Source organism: Acidithiobacillus sp. HP-11 (assembly GCF_015100075.1).
GTDB classification, from domain to species: Bacteria; Pseudomonadota; Gammaproteobacteria; order Acidithiobacillales; family Acidithiobacillaceae; genus Acidithiobacillus; species Acidithiobacillus thiooxidans.
Map to the genome: position 1 here is coordinate 49,074 of NZ_JACKYY010000014.1, position 14,141 is coordinate 63,214.

Annotated in this window: 17 protein-coding genes and 1 pseudogene; 1 reads left to right on the plus strand and 17 read right to left on the minus strand. The window is 52.2% G+C overall.

Going from position 1 to position 14,141, the window contains the following annotated elements:
- Position 1 precedes the first annotated feature (1 nt).
- On the minus strand, positions 2–397 hold the full coding sequence (locus H7F08_RS06085; protein ID WP_193640104.1) for a hypothetical protein: 396 nt from the start codon (positions 395–397) through the stop codon (positions 2–4).
- Positions 398–522: 125 nt separating this feature from the next.
- On the opposite strand from H7F08_RS06085, the gene H7F08_RS06090 reads away from it, so the two are divergent.
- Positions 523–846, plus strand: coding sequence for a hypothetical protein (locus H7F08_RS06090; RefSeq protein ID WP_024893006.1), 324 nt, complete (start codon positions 523–525; stop codon positions 844–846).
- Between the two features lie 75 nt (positions 847–921).
- Here H7F08_RS06090 and H7F08_RS06095 read toward each other — a convergent pair whose 3' ends face one another.
- The 16 genes and pseudogenes from H7F08_RS06095 to H7F08_RS15730 form a co-directional block, all read right to left on the minus strand.
- Positions 922–1,299, minus strand: a complete 378-nt coding sequence (locus H7F08_RS06095; protein WP_075323203.1) for a hypothetical protein — start codon at positions 1,297–1,299, stop codon at positions 922–924.
- A 32-nt stretch (positions 1,300–1,331) separates the two neighbouring features.
- On the minus strand, positions 1,332–2,339 hold the full coding sequence (locus H7F08_RS06100; RefSeq protein WP_193640105.1) for a biotin/lipoate A/B protein ligase family protein: 1,008 nt from the start codon (positions 2,337–2,339) through the stop codon (positions 1,332–1,334).
- A gap of 49 nt (positions 2,340–2,388) precedes the next feature.
- The gene (locus H7F08_RS06105; protein ID WP_024893003.1) at positions 2,389–2,793 is read right to left on the minus strand and encodes a hypothetical protein; all 405 of its coding nucleotides are present in this window, start codon (positions 2,791–2,793) and stop codon (positions 2,389–2,391) included.
- A 165-nt stretch (positions 2,794–2,958) separates the two neighbouring features.
- Positions 2,959–4,293, minus strand: a complete 1,335-nt coding sequence (locus tag H7F08_RS06110; RefSeq protein ID WP_193640106.1) for an OmpP1/FadL family transporter — start codon at positions 4,291–4,293, stop codon at positions 2,959–2,961.
- A gap of 244 nt (positions 4,294–4,537) precedes the next feature.
- A complete protein-coding gene (locus tag H7F08_RS06115) occupies positions 4,538–5,674 on the minus strand; it encodes a radical SAM protein (protein ID WP_142087337.1) in 1,137 nt (378 codons plus the stop codon).
- Between the two features lie 24 nt (positions 5,675–5,698).
- Positions 5,699–6,760, minus strand: a complete 1,062-nt coding sequence (locus H7F08_RS06120; protein WP_193640107.1) for an NAD(P)/FAD-dependent oxidoreductase — start codon at positions 6,758–6,760, stop codon at positions 5,699–5,701.
- On the minus strand, positions 6,757–7,827 hold the full coding sequence (locus tag H7F08_RS06125) for a biotin/lipoate A/B protein ligase family protein (protein WP_193640108.1): 1,071 nt from the start codon (positions 7,825–7,827) through the stop codon (positions 6,757–6,759). Before H7F08_RS06125 ends, H7F08_RS06120 begins: the two co-directional genes overlap by 4 nt.
- A 53-nt stretch (positions 7,828–7,880) precedes the next feature.
- Positions 7,881–9,002: a radical SAM protein gene (locus H7F08_RS06130; protein ID WP_024892999.1), complete on the minus strand. Its 1,122-nt coding sequence runs from the start codon at positions 9,000–9,002 to the stop codon at positions 7,881–7,883.
- A gap of 85 nt (positions 9,003–9,087) precedes the next feature.
- The gene (locus H7F08_RS06135) at positions 9,088–9,528 is read right to left on the minus strand and encodes a glycine cleavage system protein H (protein ID WP_226826144.1); all 441 of its coding nucleotides are present in this window, start codon (positions 9,526–9,528) and stop codon (positions 9,088–9,090) included.
- A 20-nt stretch (positions 9,529–9,548) separates the two neighbouring features.
- Positions 9,549–9,944, minus strand: coding sequence for a DsrE family protein (locus H7F08_RS06140; protein ID WP_010637289.1), 396 nt, complete (start codon positions 9,942–9,944; stop codon positions 9,549–9,551).
- Positions 9,941–10,387 carry a glycine cleavage system protein H gene (locus tag H7F08_RS06145; protein WP_010637288.1) on the minus strand — a complete coding sequence of 149 codons (447 nt, stop codon included), beginning with the start codon at positions 10,385–10,387 and terminating at the stop codon, positions 9,941–9,943. Before H7F08_RS06145 ends, H7F08_RS06140 begins: the two co-directional genes overlap by 4 nt.
- Positions 10,388–10,453: 66 nt before the next feature.
- Positions 10,454–11,365: a CoB--CoM heterodisulfide reductase iron-sulfur subunit B family protein gene (locus tag H7F08_RS06150; protein WP_010637286.1), complete on the minus strand. Its 912-nt coding sequence runs from the start codon at positions 11,363–11,365 to the stop codon at positions 10,454–10,456.
- Complete coding sequence (locus tag H7F08_RS06155) at positions 11,358–12,077, minus strand: 4Fe-4S dicluster domain-containing protein (protein ID WP_010637284.1); 720 nt, start codon at positions 12,075–12,077, stop codon at positions 11,358–11,360. The genes H7F08_RS06150 and H7F08_RS06155 overlap by 8 nt, the downstream gene beginning before the upstream one ends.
- A 23-nt stretch (positions 12,078–12,100) precedes the next feature.
- Positions 12,101–12,919 (minus strand): hypothetical protein, encoded by an 819-nt coding sequence (locus H7F08_RS06160; RefSeq protein WP_193640109.1) that lies wholly within the window; start codon positions 12,917–12,919, stop codon positions 12,101–12,103.
- Complete coding sequence (locus H7F08_RS06165) at positions 12,909–13,964, minus strand: CoB--CoM heterodisulfide reductase iron-sulfur subunit A family protein (RefSeq protein WP_010637279.1); 1,056 nt, start codon at positions 13,962–13,964, stop codon at positions 12,909–12,911. The genes H7F08_RS06160 and H7F08_RS06165 overlap by 11 nt, the downstream gene beginning before the upstream one ends.
- Before the next feature lie 12 nt (positions 13,965–13,976).
- A pseudogene (locus tag H7F08_RS15730) lies at positions 13,977–14,141 on the minus strand (heterodisulfide reductase subunit B); the annotation flags it as partial.

The window sequence follows — 14,141 nt, forward strand, 5'->3', positions numbered from 1 at the left end:
CTCAACCCTCTTGATTTTGTTCGGCATGACTACGTAAATACAGAAATATGTGACGCAGGGTATGAATCACCATCCGCTCAGGCTGGGCGGGCAGTGCATCCTGACGCTCCGCTTTCAGACAATTCTGGTAGTAAATCAGTTCACGACAATTATCGCGAATGGTATTCCAGTGGGGCTTGCCCTTCACCAGGGTTTTCCACAATTCCAGCAAATCCGCATCACTGGCATAAGGCTTATGCTCGTTTTCCAGCATAATGCGCAACATGGCCTGCGATTCGGCAATGCCCGCTGCCAGCAATTCGGGCAAGGGCATTCCTGCGCTTTGTTGTTTGGCTAGCGCTTCAATACGTTCATGGGCGGCATCCAGTGCCGTAATTAACTGTGTTGACTCGGTCATCATCACTCCTGATCGGTTTTTCGGCGAAACCCGCTACCACTCCGGGAGATTTTCGTCTAGGATAAAAGAGTTTTAGCTAAATGCGTGTATAATTCATTTTATAGTGTGATTAATAAGGGGCAACCATGAGCAACAAACTCGTCAAGATGGTCAAACTGAACAACCTGCAATACAACGCCAATCGCGATCCTCAGGTCTACCGTCGCGTCGCCGGACATCCTTTCCGGATTCAGGCCATGCTCGAAGGTCAGGGCAGCGCCAAAGTCAGTGTAACCTGTGAAGGCAAGACTCTGAAAGAAAGCACCCTGGAACTGCCGGGTATTTTCTCCTACGAAGTCACCTTCAAGGATGCCGGCATTCGCATTGCCACTCTGACCGTCAGCGCCGAAGGCCAGAGCGAAAGCCATGATCTGCTGCTGGATACTGAAGCCCACGCCAAGGTCGGCTGAAGCAGCGAGTCAAGCGGTATAGCAAGCGCCGTCCGGCTGAGCAAAGCCAGCGGCGCTATTTTTTGGTGCTTTTTATTACCAGGCAAACTGCTGGAAAAATTCCGGCAAGCGTTGCAAACCTTCTTCCCGATCAAAAAAGCGGTCAGCCCGCGCTGAACGCGCCTGATCACGCAATTCGCGGCTCCCACCCAAACAGAAAATAGGGATATTCAACTGGTGCTCACGGCGGATCATGTCTATCAACTCCACCGGATCACTGATTTGCGGGTCTTCCAGATTCAGCAGCATAAAGCGGTGCAAGAGAATTTCCTGCCATTCATCAAAAGCATCCAGATCAGTGGCTTCCGTCATTTCCCACTTTTCCGGAATAGAAGACTCCACCGCCTGACGCAATGCCGCATCACTATTCATCAATATAAAACGCTTGCGCATCCGGTCATCAATACTGGGCATTCGTCATCTCCTGTCATTCTGGATTCGGATTTTTAATCTTTCCAGACAGCCGTTTCGGCAAATCGTGCCGCCCAAAGATCGTATTCGTTACCAGCCAATTGTTGCAAGGCGGCGTTGAAGGCGGGGGAATCCATCTGCAAGCCGCTGAATATCTGCGTCTCGCTCTCGGCCCACAACGAGACTTTCACCCTACGAAAGCAGCCATTTTCTGTCCAGATACGTAAATATTGTCCTTCCGGCCATTGGCGTTCTGTCAAAAAAGCGCCCGCTTTAATCTTAATGCCCGCAGCTACGCGGCGGCTTCTGCGGTCTTCCCATTCCGGCTCTTCCAGTTCCGCTTCTGCCACGGCGCGCTGCTCATCACAACTCAGCACCATCTCGATGACCGCTTGCACTCCAAACTTTTCCAGCACCAGAGGAAAAGCCGCGCGGAGAGCCTCGGGCGTGGGTGGAGAGGAGGACAGTTGCGACCAACTCCAGACACTGTCCTCCAGGGCCTCTGCGAGCCAGGCACGAAACGCTTCCGAAGGGGCTGCCACACAACGGACAAAACCCTGCCAGTCCACATGGAGCATGATGCTGCCGCCCAGCACCAGACTGCGCCCGATACTGGCCGCTCCGGTCCCACCGATTTTACGCCCGGCGCACCAGAAGTCGTGCCCATCGCGCGCCTCAACGAGCACCCCAAAATGGGCATAAAGAGCCACTATCCAGGGCGCGATATAGTCAAAAAGCTCAGGAGCACGGCGCATACCCCACGCCGTCGGAAAAATAAAAAAGTAACTGAGCTGTCCGCCATCCACCCAGACCAGCCCGCCACCCAGGGATCTTTGCAGCACCGGGACCCCTAGCTTTTTACAGGCCAGCAGGTCGAGTTCCGCTCCGGCAGATTGTGCCGCACCCGGACTCAGATGCGCAGCGCTTTGTACCAGCAGCAAAATGGGCAGATCACTGTCACTTTGCGCCTCTGCCAGCCCCACATAGGTTTTGTGGAGTAACTCCGGAGACAACACCCCCAAGGAGATGATGCGTAACTGCATCCCTCAGAGCTGTCCTGACTGGAGCGGAAGATAGCCGAAGGTCATCAACTCAGGCGTTTTCTTCCCGGGTTTCCTTGTCCTTGGGGCGGTAAAAGGCCGAAAAATAGAAATCCCGCTCATTCAGGGCTTCATGCCAGCGCACGCGTTCTTCCACACCCGCCTGCATGATACCCGCCATGGCCATGGACTGCTCACTATCCAGAATCAGGATGGTATCCTGCAAATCTTCATCCAACTCGATAAAGTGCGCGGCCATGCCCAGAGGTTCCTGCACATGCACCAGAAATGACTTGCAGGCAGGATCCTCGGGATCCAGTGGCGTCATGACCAAACGACCCATATAGGCCATTCTCGCCAATTGGTTGAAACGGGGAATCTCCAGCTTTTTCCCCATCTTGTATTTGTTGAGTTCATTTTTGAGGCTACTGACATCAGTAATCGGTATGGACTTCATGAGTTTCCTTAGATTCCTTGCTGATCGGATTCAGGCCAGTTTCGCGCAAAAACCCCCTGCGGTGCAAGGTAAGGGATTTTGCGCCGCCAACGCGGCCCCGTAACCTGAACACAAAAAAAGGAGACGGTTGCCCGTCTCCCACGTACCCTGAGGAGGGATATGGTTTTAGAAGTCGTAACCTACTTGCAGACCGAAGGAGTTTTCGGCAAGCGTGGCGCTGGCTGGATCAGCACCGTAGAAAGGGGAGGAGCCTGCAGAACCTGTGACGGTATTCGCAAAAGCGTGCATATAAGCCTCCGTCAGCTTCCAACCCATTCCCAACTTCTGAGTAGCGCCAAAAGTAATGGCATTCTCAACAACCGCTGGGAAAATCAGATTGTTTTGTATGTTATCTGCACTAATCGGATTAGATCCATAGGTGTAACCTGCTCGGACCTGCAACCAATTATTTACATCGTACTGTGTTCCAATATTGGCAACCCACTGGTTACTCCAACCAAGGTGTAATGGCACACTGCCGACACCATTCCATGGCCCATAAATAGTAAAGTTATTCATGGTGTTATGCCAATTTATCCACTGCCCTTCCACGCTGATCAGCCACTGGGAAATAGGTCGAATTGCTATACCAAGGGCTATTTGCTGCGGATAATTGAGATGACCACTATACTGACCAGCCGATCCTTGTACGTTACCGGGACCAACTTGAGCAGTTTCTTGCCAAGTCATTGGCGTGAAAATCATAGGAGATTTATAGGCTGCACCCAAGGTTACCATATCGTTGACTTTGTAAAGAGCCCCCAAAGTAAGACCGACACCATAAGCCCATGATGGTGAAGATAAATTTATTCCTCCACTTGTATAATATGCGTTCGACTGTCTAGCAAAAAACGCATTATTATTAGGCGTAAACATTTGACTAAAAGAACCCTGTTCTGCCGCAATATTCAATGATGCCCCAACTGACAGATGAGGATTGACCTTCATAGCAATTGATGGAGCCATTTGGATAAAAGTGATACTACTGGAAGCAGTAATAGTGCCCGGAGCAAAGCCCTGAGAAGGTGGATTAGCTCTCATATTATATGCAGGGCCATTTACATTCTGCTGTATATAATTCACTCCCAAACCAGAAGTGCCATATACCCCGCCACCAAACACAATACCATCCCCAAAAGCTGGGGCCACCCAACCGATAGCAGGAACACCATAAACATTACTATGGCTTCCAATTTCACCATCTCCAAAATTGGTCTTACGTGTTGGATTAAACACTTCTGCAGAAAAAGCTGCCTGCGGCGTCATATTGGCCAAACCTGCAGGGTTACTGATCGCTGCAGACAAAGGATCATCAGGCGCGGCGACAACCGCGCCACCCATACCGATCGCGTACTGACCAATACCAATCAACTGATAACCATCCGTTGCAAAGGCGCTGCTGGAAATGCCCATTGCCAGAGTTGCTGCTACTGCTACCCCTAAAATCCGTGATTTTTTCATCTGTATCCTCCGCCCACAGTTGTGTCGCTAATGACACGATGATTGTGTCTTAACGGGAACAGTGTTGCAAGAACATTGATCTATCAATTTTTTAATCCAATTATCAGCGCTTAAAATATGGGTATATTAGCAACAATAAATATTACTGGATTTTAGGGAATCCCCATTAAAAAAAGGGCCGAAGCCCCTTTTTCCCTTCAACCAATTTATCATGAATCGGCTGAATATTCTTCCCGAAAGCCTGTCAGCCTGGGAATTGCAGATCCTGCAAACGCATTTGCCGACGCACGATTTCCACATCTTCCTTGTTGAGGGCGAAGGGGAAGGAACGAATATCCGAGGGCGAAGAATCTCCATAGGGACGGTTGCAGGCGCTGACTTCTTCATCGTCTTTGCCGGGGCAGCCGGAAGTCTGGAAAGGCTTACCGGAGTTGATAATGTCTTCCAGCTCTGCTTCGGGGTAGCCGAAGTCCACTACCCGGCCATATTCGTCGAATTTCATGTCATCGTAGCGGCCACCAGCATAATCAATGAGGAAGCGCCCCAACTGAACACGGCGCCAATGATCCTGAGGAACCGGATCCCAGTCTTCCATCATGGAACCCTTTTCCGGGAAAAAGGCAAACATGTGATTATGACCGCCCATATCCTTCATTTTCTGACAGACTTCAAGAATTTCCTGTTCGGTTTCGCCCATGCCACAAATCAGATGGGCGCCGAATTTTTCCGGCCCATAAATTTCTGCGGCCCATTCAATGGCCTGCCAGTATTTATCCCAGGAATGCGGGCTTTGTACGGTTTTGCCACGGGTTCGCTCAAAAATTTCCGGGGTCACGGCATCCAAAGCTACCGTGAAAATGTCCGCACCGGCTTCCTTGAGGTTGATGAGATCCTGCTTTTCCATAGTGGTCGGGTTGGAAAGAATGGATACCGGAATATGGGGGGCAACTTCCATCCAGCGTTTGAGCATGGTCATGGTATCATTGTCCGAATCAGGATGGGTGATCATGCTGATGCACATGCGCTGAAAATCACCCTTGTCGCTGTTCTGGGCAATGCGTTCGAGCATCTCGTCCACCCGCACCGTCGGCCAGTCCACCCGAATGAAGTTGCGGTCGGCATAATCGCGGCTTTCTTCACGATGGCGAGCCAAACCACAGTAGGTGCAGTTGGCGCGGCAACCTTCCGGGTAGGTCATCAGCAGATTCAGGCAGTTGGTACAGGAGGTGCGATGCATCACGCCGGGCACCAAACCCAGGGTAATGGCTGCCGCCGTACTTAACTGCACATAGTCCGGGGAACGCATCGTCGGTGTTTTGACGAAATAATCCGGGCGATAAAAATTTAGGGTCTGAGAATTTTCTTCGACTACCGCACTCATGGACGTTCCTCCTGTCAATCTGCCTTAAGCGGCAAAGTATTCATCAAAAGCGATCCAGGCGGATCGCATTACCTGGTCTTCCCGGGCTGCAGGCTTGCGCCACACAGCTTCCAAAGATGTTCTGCGCTGCACAGCCCGGCGCAAAGCGGGACCGAACTGATCCTGCATGTCTTCTTCATAACTTTCCAGTGCATCTTCATCGCCGGACAGAAAAGCGGCAGCGGCCAAACCGACGGCTTCCCCACTGATGACCGCCGCAGGGATACCCGCGCCGGTAATGGGATGCGTCAATCCGGCAGCATCTCCACAAAGCAAAACATTACCGTGAATCATGGGACGCAATCCACCAACGGGTATGGCGCCACCGGTTCTACCGAGCACTTCTGGGCCAATAATGCCGCGCTCCACCATCTGCTGATGGAGATGTTCCAGCGGTAATTTGAGATTATCCTCAAAGCGTTTATCAGCCCCCAAACCCAAATTGGCAACAGGTCCACGCGGAAACAGCCAGCCGTAACCACCTGGAAAAGCATCAGACAGAAAAATATCCGTATCCGCATAGGGATGACTCAAGGGTACCGTGTATTGCCGGGTATAAACCACCTGTTGATGCGGCAGCCCAATCGCTTCAGCCACCGGGCTGTGCGGACCGTCGGCGGCAACCATCAGCAAGGGTTCAACCGCTTGAATCTCACCGGAAGACAGCTTGATTTGAGCGCGGCGACCATCCCAGGCAAGAAAGGTGCTGCGTGTTTTCACCTCAGCACCAGCGGCCTGAGCGAGCTCTGCCAGCCCCTGATCAAAACGTCCCCGGTCAATCATGATACCAGGGAAGACACTATGATGTTCTAAGCCGGAGGGAAGAACAGTCATCATCCCTGCCACATCCTGCACCCGCGCCCGGGTCTCATGAACAGTACGCAACAAAGGCATGGGGACAAATTCCGCGCATTGTACCGGCAGGCCAATTTGTGCCCGACGATCCACACACAGTACCCGCAGCCCCTTATCGGCGGCAGCACGGGCAGCGGCCGTTCCCGCCGGACCGGCACCGACAATCAGCAGATCCAGCTTGACTTTATTCATGGCTGCTCCGCTGCCATACGCAGCACACTGGCGAAGTGTTCAGCCTGCAAACCAAAACCATCAATATGTTGCTGCACAAACAGCTCCGTCAGAATGGTATCCACGTCATTCAGATGTACATTACGAAGGGCGGCTTCCATATCGACGATGGCGCGGCGGGGTTGGATGAAGTAATCCCCGCTGAAATGCACCTGACGCACCCGATTACCAAAGCTATCCCAGAGGATTTCTGCCTGCAGGGTTCCTCCCGGCGCACGCAGACTGGCTTTGCGCAGTGGCATACCGTCGCGGGCACGGTTGTTCACACCCAACCATTCCGGATCGCGGATTTCAGTCAACATCTCGGGGAGCAAGGTCATGACCGGTTCCGGCATTTCTCCCGTTTCAAAACACAGCCCCAGGTGTAAGCGGAAACCTTCCAGCAAGGCCTCTTGAACCATACTTAGCTCCGGCGCTTCGCCCAGCAAAGCTCTTAAACTGGTGACCCGATCGGCAACGGATGCTATGGCATGGGCATCCAGCTTTTCCACTGGAACCCGGAGGACCCGCAGCATTCTGGGTATGTCCAGATCCACCAGCACGGTACCCTGGAAAAGCAAAGCATCGCCGTCCATGATACCGCCCGTTCCCGAGATTTTTTTGCCTTCCACTTCAATATCATTACGTGGACGGAAACGGGCATTGACGCCCAGCTTCGACAAACCTGCCGCAGCCGCCAGACAAATTTGCCGGGAGACTGCCGCCATATCGCCTTTGGGCAGAGCATCCCGATGGCAGACCAGTTCCCAGCCAATTTGGGTCGGATCAAAAATCAACGCGCCACCACCAGTAAGCCGACGCTGCACAGCAATGCCTTCTTCCCGGCAAAAATCCAGATTCAATTCCTGATCCGGAGACTGGTGGTAACCCACCAGCGCTGATTCTTCAAAGCGCAAAAAGCGGAAAATATTGGGAATGGCCTGATCGGCCATGGCCTGCAGCAAGGCTTTATCCAGCGCCATGTTTTCATCGGCTGGACGCAAACCCGTATCCACGACCAGCCAGGGAGCCTGAACAACAGGGTTCATTGCGGGTGAACCCGATGCTGCGGCAAGCTGTTCACAAGTACTACGTACATTGCTCAGGCCGTGAAGACGATGGGAATATCGCGCAGTTGGGTGCGGCGCTTTGGAGCAGCAGGCACGTAATCCAGAGGCATGGTCGTCGACTCATCACCCATGCTGAGCACTTCTTCGCCGACAATCATGGAGCAGCAGGACGGGGTCACGAACACATCCCGTTCGAGATGCTTGGCCAATGCCAACATGCCATCGGAGGGGAAGGCCACTCCATTGAGACCTGCCATGACCGCATAGGTATCGGTAATGGAACGATGAACGCCTGATGGCCGCGCACAACCCAGCAATACCGGGGTTTCTGGAAGTGCAGCACGGGCATCCATGAAGAATTTACCGACTTCGTCGGTGGGCGGAGTCACAAAAGGACGACTGGAAGAGGCATACTGCGGCATAATCACCACCAGCACCAAGGCACTGGGCAGATGCCGTTGAATGATTTCCAGCGAATTCCACTCACCCAGCAGTTCTCCATAATGCAAACCGATAACAATGTGGGGAACAACCTTCATTGAGGTGGCAACCAAAGCCTCCAGAGCCGCCTCGAAGTCATCCACAGTGCGACGTAGATGGTAGACCTGATTGATGGTGTCCTGGGCACCGATCACATCCATCATCGCTACATCAACGCCCGCATCTTCCATGCCTCTGGCAAACTCAGGGGTAGCAATACCTGTATGCATGGCAATTTGCAGGTTGGGGTAACGATCCTTGATTTTACGCACCATGGGGAAATACGGTTCATAATGGACCACATTCTGGTGGTCCGACCCACCGGACAGGAGTAAACCGCGACCACCGTCCAGAACAATCTGATCGACCAGACGATCCAGTTCTTCAGGACTGCGTACTGGAATCATGGGTTCCAGAATTTTAGCCTTGCAGTGATCACATTGGAGTTTGCAGTCACCACCGGTAATGGAGATGGCCGGGAACGCATTTTTACCACAAGCAGAAACTTCCGAAGTCTCGTGGTGTTTGAATGAAGGGGTATAGAAATTGATACGACCCACCTGACTGCCAGCCAGGCCAGACCACCGCTCCCGCATGGATTCGACCAGATCAGCGTTGAGCGTCAGATCTTCTAATGCTTCCACTTGCGAAACAGCGTTTAACCATGGGTTCATATTAATTTCCATCCTTGTCAACCATTAAGAAAGCTAGACGGCCGCAAAATGCGGCCGTCTGACTGGATAGGGCTATCTGAATAACTCAGCAGCCGCCAAAACCATCAGCCGTCATCTTTTCTTCAAAAGCGGCCAGAGCGTCAGCACCGGTTTTCAGCTCGCCGGAATCACCAGCGAAGTCAGCCGGGGTCAACTTGGCAATCCAGCCACTACCATAGGGATCCTTATTGATCAGGCCCGGGTCCTTGGCTACGTCATCATTGCTGGAAACCACAGTGCCACTCACCGGGCTCTTCAGCGGACCTACCCACTTACCGGATTCAACCGTTGCGGCAGACTTGTCTTTCTTGATGTCTTTTCCAGCACCTTTGGGGGTGTAGGAAACAATCTGGCCGGCCAGAGCACAGGCATAAGAAGTCATACCAATGGTGACGCTGCCGTCATCTTCCTTGCGCAACCAAACGTTATTATCAACGTTGTACATCAAATCTTCGGGGATTTCACAGCCACGTACAGTTCCCATCATTTTCTCCTTCGGGTTTTAAATTAAAAAAACAATAGCCGGTCAACAGACAAAATCAAATCAGCAAGATCACCTGCTGAAGCCACTTCATCCACTTCATCAATCAAGTTGTCTGCTTCAATCTCATATCCAGGCAGTGCCGGTCTGCATACATAAAGCTGTGCTCCAGCATTTTTGGCATCGCGAATAAAATCAATAATCCGCTTGCCACCTTCCATCGCTGCCAAATTTTCTGCGACACCTACTTTCATGAGTTTTACGGCTTCCATTGTGCAAAAAATCTTAACCTCTGCGTCCATGGAAGACAACAGCGAACCCAGATAGAAAGGCGTTGCACAACGATGGGCGGTGCTTGGGCCACTGGTCATCACAATAACCACCGACTTTTCACCGTCATCGTTCAAATAATGATCACTCATCGCATACCCCGTTCACAATGGATGTCGTCGCGCAGACAGCGCTGCCGATACAACTCAAATGCCGCATCCCCAGTAGACAGTTTTTTTAACGCTACGTCCACGGATGCCACCGGTCGAACCCGGGCGATCCACGCTTCGTAAGGCTCAATATTCAGCAGGTTGGGATCTTCCAGCACATCTTCGTTGGCCAAATCGATCACACAATCAAACACATTAGGAACCGGACCCGCCCATTTGCCACTTTCAATGGTTGCCACGGGCTTGCCTACGGGCCTGCGTGTGCCCGGACGGCGCACCCGCACATGCAAAATTTTACCAGCAATAGATTGAGAAATATCCGTCATGCCCACCGTCAGGGTTCCGTCGCCTTCGCGACGCACCCAGATTTGACACTCCTGATCATAATATAATTCGGCGCGAAATTCGCATCCGTTACATTCCATAGCCTCCCCCTGTTGACAGCGGCAGGTAAAAAAAAGCGCCCCATTACGGGGCGCTTCCCAACCTTGTTATACGATGCCTTTGGCCGCAAGCAGGTCCATGGAATCGCTGACGTTGTCGGGAATGCCGACCTTGCGCGCAGACAGGCCCATAGCCAACCCTAACAACTGGGTGAAGTAAATGACCTTGACGTTGGATTTGATACCGAATTCCGTCTCCGCACGGACCTGATGCATTTCCAGCCCGGAGTGACAGGTCGGACATTCCGTCGCAATAACTTCAGCACCGGCATCTTCGGCTGCCTGGAGGATGTTCAACACCAACTGCGTGGAGGTATCCGAATCAGAAAGCGTATGCGCACCACCACAGCAAGCGGTTTTCAAGGGAAAGTCTACGGCTACGGCACCCGCTGCATTGAGCAGGTCGTCCATAAAATGCGGGGCATAGCTGGATTCAGAGCCGGGACCCTGGTCCTTTTCCGGGAAGATCTGCCGGGGACGGGTATACATACAGCCATAATAGTTAGCTATTTTCAGACCGTTCAGACTTTTTTTGACCTTGCTCTTGATGCCATCAGGACCGACTTCTTCCATGAACCATTCCAGAGCATGCAACGTCCGTACATCACCGTCGTATACCGGATCGCCGGATTTGTCGGCCAGATCCTGAACCGTCTTCATGGTCTCTTCGGAAGTGGCACATTCATATTCCGTCTGCTTCAGATTGCGGTAACAACCGTTGCAAGGGGCCATCACCGTATCACAACCCTGCAATTTGCTGGCAATGGCCAGATTGCGTGCGGACATGTAGGTCTGCAGCATGGGGTGGATATTCTTCACTTCCATGGCGCCGCAACAGTTGTAGTCTTCGAGGTTTTCCATCTGCAGGCCAAGTTCCTTGACCAGAACGCGCGTGGACTTGTCGTAGGGGCCGCCAGAACCTTCCAGCGCACAACCCGGATAATATGCAACCTTAGCCATGATGAGCGGCCTCCTTCTGTGCTTTCACATATTCTGCGAGAACTTCTCCGGTCTTGCCCCAGGACTTGGTTTTCGGACGGAAAACAACATTCATACCCATTTTCGCCAACTGCCCCAAAGGCAAGCCCTTGGACAGACGCTTTCCGAACTCAACAATCCAGGCCTGCACCAGAGGCTGATTGGAACGCTTGTAAAAACCCATCATGACTTCGGTATCTTCAATGCGACCAAACTCAATACACTGATGGGTGAATTCTTCGTCAAAGTGGGTGGAAAGGGTCTTGGGGGTCAATCCATTATCTTCCATCCAGTGTGCGGTGGCTTTCATGACGCCTTCAGGACGCACGTCCTTGGGGCAGATGTTGGTGCACTTGTTACAGGACACGCACTGCCAGATGATGTCTTTATCTTTCATCAACTCGGCCTTCAGGCCCAGACGAATCAGATAAATCCAGTAACGCGGATTGAAGTCCACGTTCTGGGCGTACATGGTGCAGGAGTTGGTGCAGGAACCGCACTGCCAACAACGATGCACATTCTCGCCACCGCTGTAGCTCTGAATGATTTTTTCGAAATTTTCTTCATAGTCGGTGAGCGTACGGGGAGTAATCATCGTGTTCCAGGACCCTGAAACATCCACTCCGTCCACTACCAGATGGTCGTGCTGTAAAATCCGATCTGGATCGATCAGTGTTTTTTCATGAATAGCCATAGCTGCTCCTAAACCCTAATTCATCAATGAATGTCGTCTCTTTTGATGCGAGACCCGCCCATCCGCCGCTGCACTTCAACACCCAGCAACTTACGAATCTGCTCCGTAAAGTCGGTCTGACCGCCAAAGTCCGAACGCAAAAAGCCTTCTGCCATTGCTCGTACATACTGTGAATACTGATGAGCGAGGATGATGTCCACCATGTAGGGAACATCACGATATACGCCCAACTCCAGCAGTGTTTCACGCATCCACTGGCGCAGTCCCTCAAACATTTCGGGACTCTCGCCAAAAGGAAAATCCGTGAGGTAATCCCCACCACGTATAAACTCACGAATGGCTCCAGAAGTGGTTCCTTGATCCCAGACCCAGCGAGTCATCAGAGGATACCGCTCCGGATCGCTGAAGTGCAGGACTTCAGCAGCCACATCCCTGATGACGCGTTTGACTTTTCCGGTAGCTGGCAAGGCCTCTTCGAATCTTGCCATGCGCTGCGTCAGATCGCCGTGTCCGGTGAGCAGATCGCGCATCAACTCCCCAACCTTGGCCGCACCTTGTTCCTCAATGAGCGGCCATATTTTCCGTCGCGCCGTAAACATCTGCGCGACGAGATGTTCCATTTGTGTTTCGGTCAGGGGTTGCTGTTCTTCCAGTAGCAGACGGCGAAAACTTGCCGTCTTTTCTGTCATGCTGCTCACCAGATCGGCAAGTCCCTGTTGTCCCTCAAAAGCTTCTTCCAGTTCATAGAAAGAACGATTGAGCAGGCCCTTGTCGAGCTCAATGGGCAGGGTGGCCGGAACGATGTGTTCTTCGTTCCTGTCCTGGTAGATATCAGCTGGCAACTTTCTGCTGTCCGAAGAGATCGGCTACTGCTCGTGAACCAGCGGACTGCCCTTGAGCAATCGAAGTATCGATATCTTCCGGGCCGGTAGCCGCGCCACACACGTAAATACCCTTGCGCGTCGTTCCCTGGCTATTGGTGTACTGCTCGGCACGATCAATAAAGCCGTGTTTTTCGAGACCAATACCAAAAGTCTTGGCAATTTCAGCATTCAAAGCATTGGGATCCATACCGATAGCATGAACCACGATATCCATGGGAATCACGATAGGACGCTTGACCAGAGTATCTTCGCCCTTCACCAGCAAACGACCGTCCGGTGATTTGGTGACTTCGGCAATACGCGCCTTGACGAACTTGGTCTTGTACTCTTCTTGACTCTTCCAGTAGAACTTGTCTTCGTAAAGACCGAAGGTACGAATGTCCATGTAGTAAATGAACACGTCGGTGCTCGGTGAAATTTCCTTGATTTCCATCGCCAGATTCGTAGAAACGGTGCAGCAGATTTTGGAGCACCATTCACGACCAATCTGACGGTCACGTGACCCTACGCAGAGCAGAATGGCAACCCGCTCGGGCACCCGTCCATCCGAAGGACAGGTAATTTGACCGGTACCAACCATCTGTTCCATCTGGGTGGTAGTCAGTACGTCTTCATAGGTACCAAAACCCCATTCCGGCTTGTTGATGGAGTCAAAATGGGTGAAACCGGTACCCAGCACAATGGATCCAGCCTCGACCTTTTCACCATTGCTCAGAGTCGCCGTAAAATTACCGGCTTCCCCTTCAACCGTGGTCACCTTGGTAGATTTGTGGATAGCCACATTGCCATCTCCTTCTACCCGACTGACCATACGACCAATAGCGTCCTTGGCCCACTCACCCGAGGGAACCAGCTTGGCGTAACCAGAGATGATCGGGGCGCCACCGAGAATATCTTCCTTCTCGACGATGACCGCTTTCTTGCCCATCGAAGCGATGGTTGCAGCTGCTGACAGACCGGCCGGGCCGGCACCTACGACTAATACTGTATCCTGTGCACTCACTGATTTTTCTCCTTAAGCGCCCGCTTTCATGTTGATATGTTGGTTAGTGGCGAGTTCGGGGTTGTAGAGATATTCCACGTTGCCCTGCTCGACCTGTTTGAGATATTCCTGGAAGTCGGCTTTGGCCTTGTCCCAGCTGATGCCCATTTTTTCCACCAGATCTTCACAGGGTGAAGC

Excerpts from the sequence above, each read along its gene's own strand:
- H7F08_RS06085 (WP_193640104.1), bottom strand. The coding sequence starts at position 397 with ATGACCGAGTCAACACAGTTAATTACGGCACTGGATGCCGCCCATGAA.
- H7F08_RS06090 (WP_024893006.1), top strand. The coding sequence starts at position 523 with ATGAGCAACAAACTCGTCAAGATGGTCAAACTGAACAACCTGCAATAC.
- H7F08_RS06095 (WP_075323203.1), bottom strand. The coding sequence starts at position 1,299 with ATGCCCAGTATTGATGACCGGATGCGCAAGCGTTTTATATTGATGAAT.
- H7F08_RS06100 (WP_193640105.1), bottom strand. The coding sequence starts at position 2,339 with ATGCAGTTACGCATCATCTCCTTGGGGGTGTTGTCTCCGGAGTTACTC.
- H7F08_RS06105 (WP_024893003.1), bottom strand. The coding sequence starts at position 2,793 with ATGAAGTCCATACCGATTACTGATGTCAGTAGCCTCAAAAATGAACTC.
- H7F08_RS06110 (WP_193640106.1), bottom strand. The coding sequence starts at position 4,293 with ATGAAAAAATCACGGATTTTAGGGGTAGCAGTAGCAGCAACTCTGGCA.
- H7F08_RS06115 (WP_142087337.1), bottom strand. The coding sequence starts at position 5,674 with ATGAGTGCGGTAGTCGAAGAAAATTCTCAGACCCTAAATTTTTATCGC.
- H7F08_RS06120 (WP_193640107.1), bottom strand. The coding sequence starts at position 6,760 with ATGAATAAAGTCAAGCTGGATCTGCTGATTGTCGGTGCCGGTCCGGCG.
- H7F08_RS06125 (WP_193640108.1), bottom strand. The coding sequence starts at position 7,827 with ATGAACCCTGTTGTTCAGGCTCCCTGGCTGGTCGTGGATACGGGTTTG.
- H7F08_RS06130 (WP_024892999.1), bottom strand. The coding sequence starts at position 9,002 with ATGAACCCATGGTTAAACGCTGTTTCGCAAGTGGAAGCATTAGAAGAT.
- H7F08_RS06135 (WP_226826144.1), bottom strand. The coding sequence starts at position 9,528 with ATGATGGGAACTGTACGTGGCTGTGAAATCCCCGAAGATTTGATGTAC.
- H7F08_RS06140 (WP_010637289.1), bottom strand. The coding sequence starts at position 9,944 with ATGAGTGATCATTATTTGAACGATGACGGTGAAAAGTCGGTGGTTATT.
- H7F08_RS06145 (WP_010637288.1), bottom strand. The coding sequence starts at position 10,387 with ATGGAATGTAACGGATGCGAATTTCGCGCCGAATTATATTATGATCAG.
- H7F08_RS06150 (WP_010637286.1), bottom strand. The coding sequence starts at position 11,365 with ATGGCTAAGGTTGCATATTATCCGGGTTGTGCGCTGGAAGGTTCTGGC.
- H7F08_RS06155 (WP_010637284.1), bottom strand. The coding sequence starts at position 12,077 with ATGGCTATTCATGAAAAAACACTGATCGATCCAGATCGGATTTTACAG.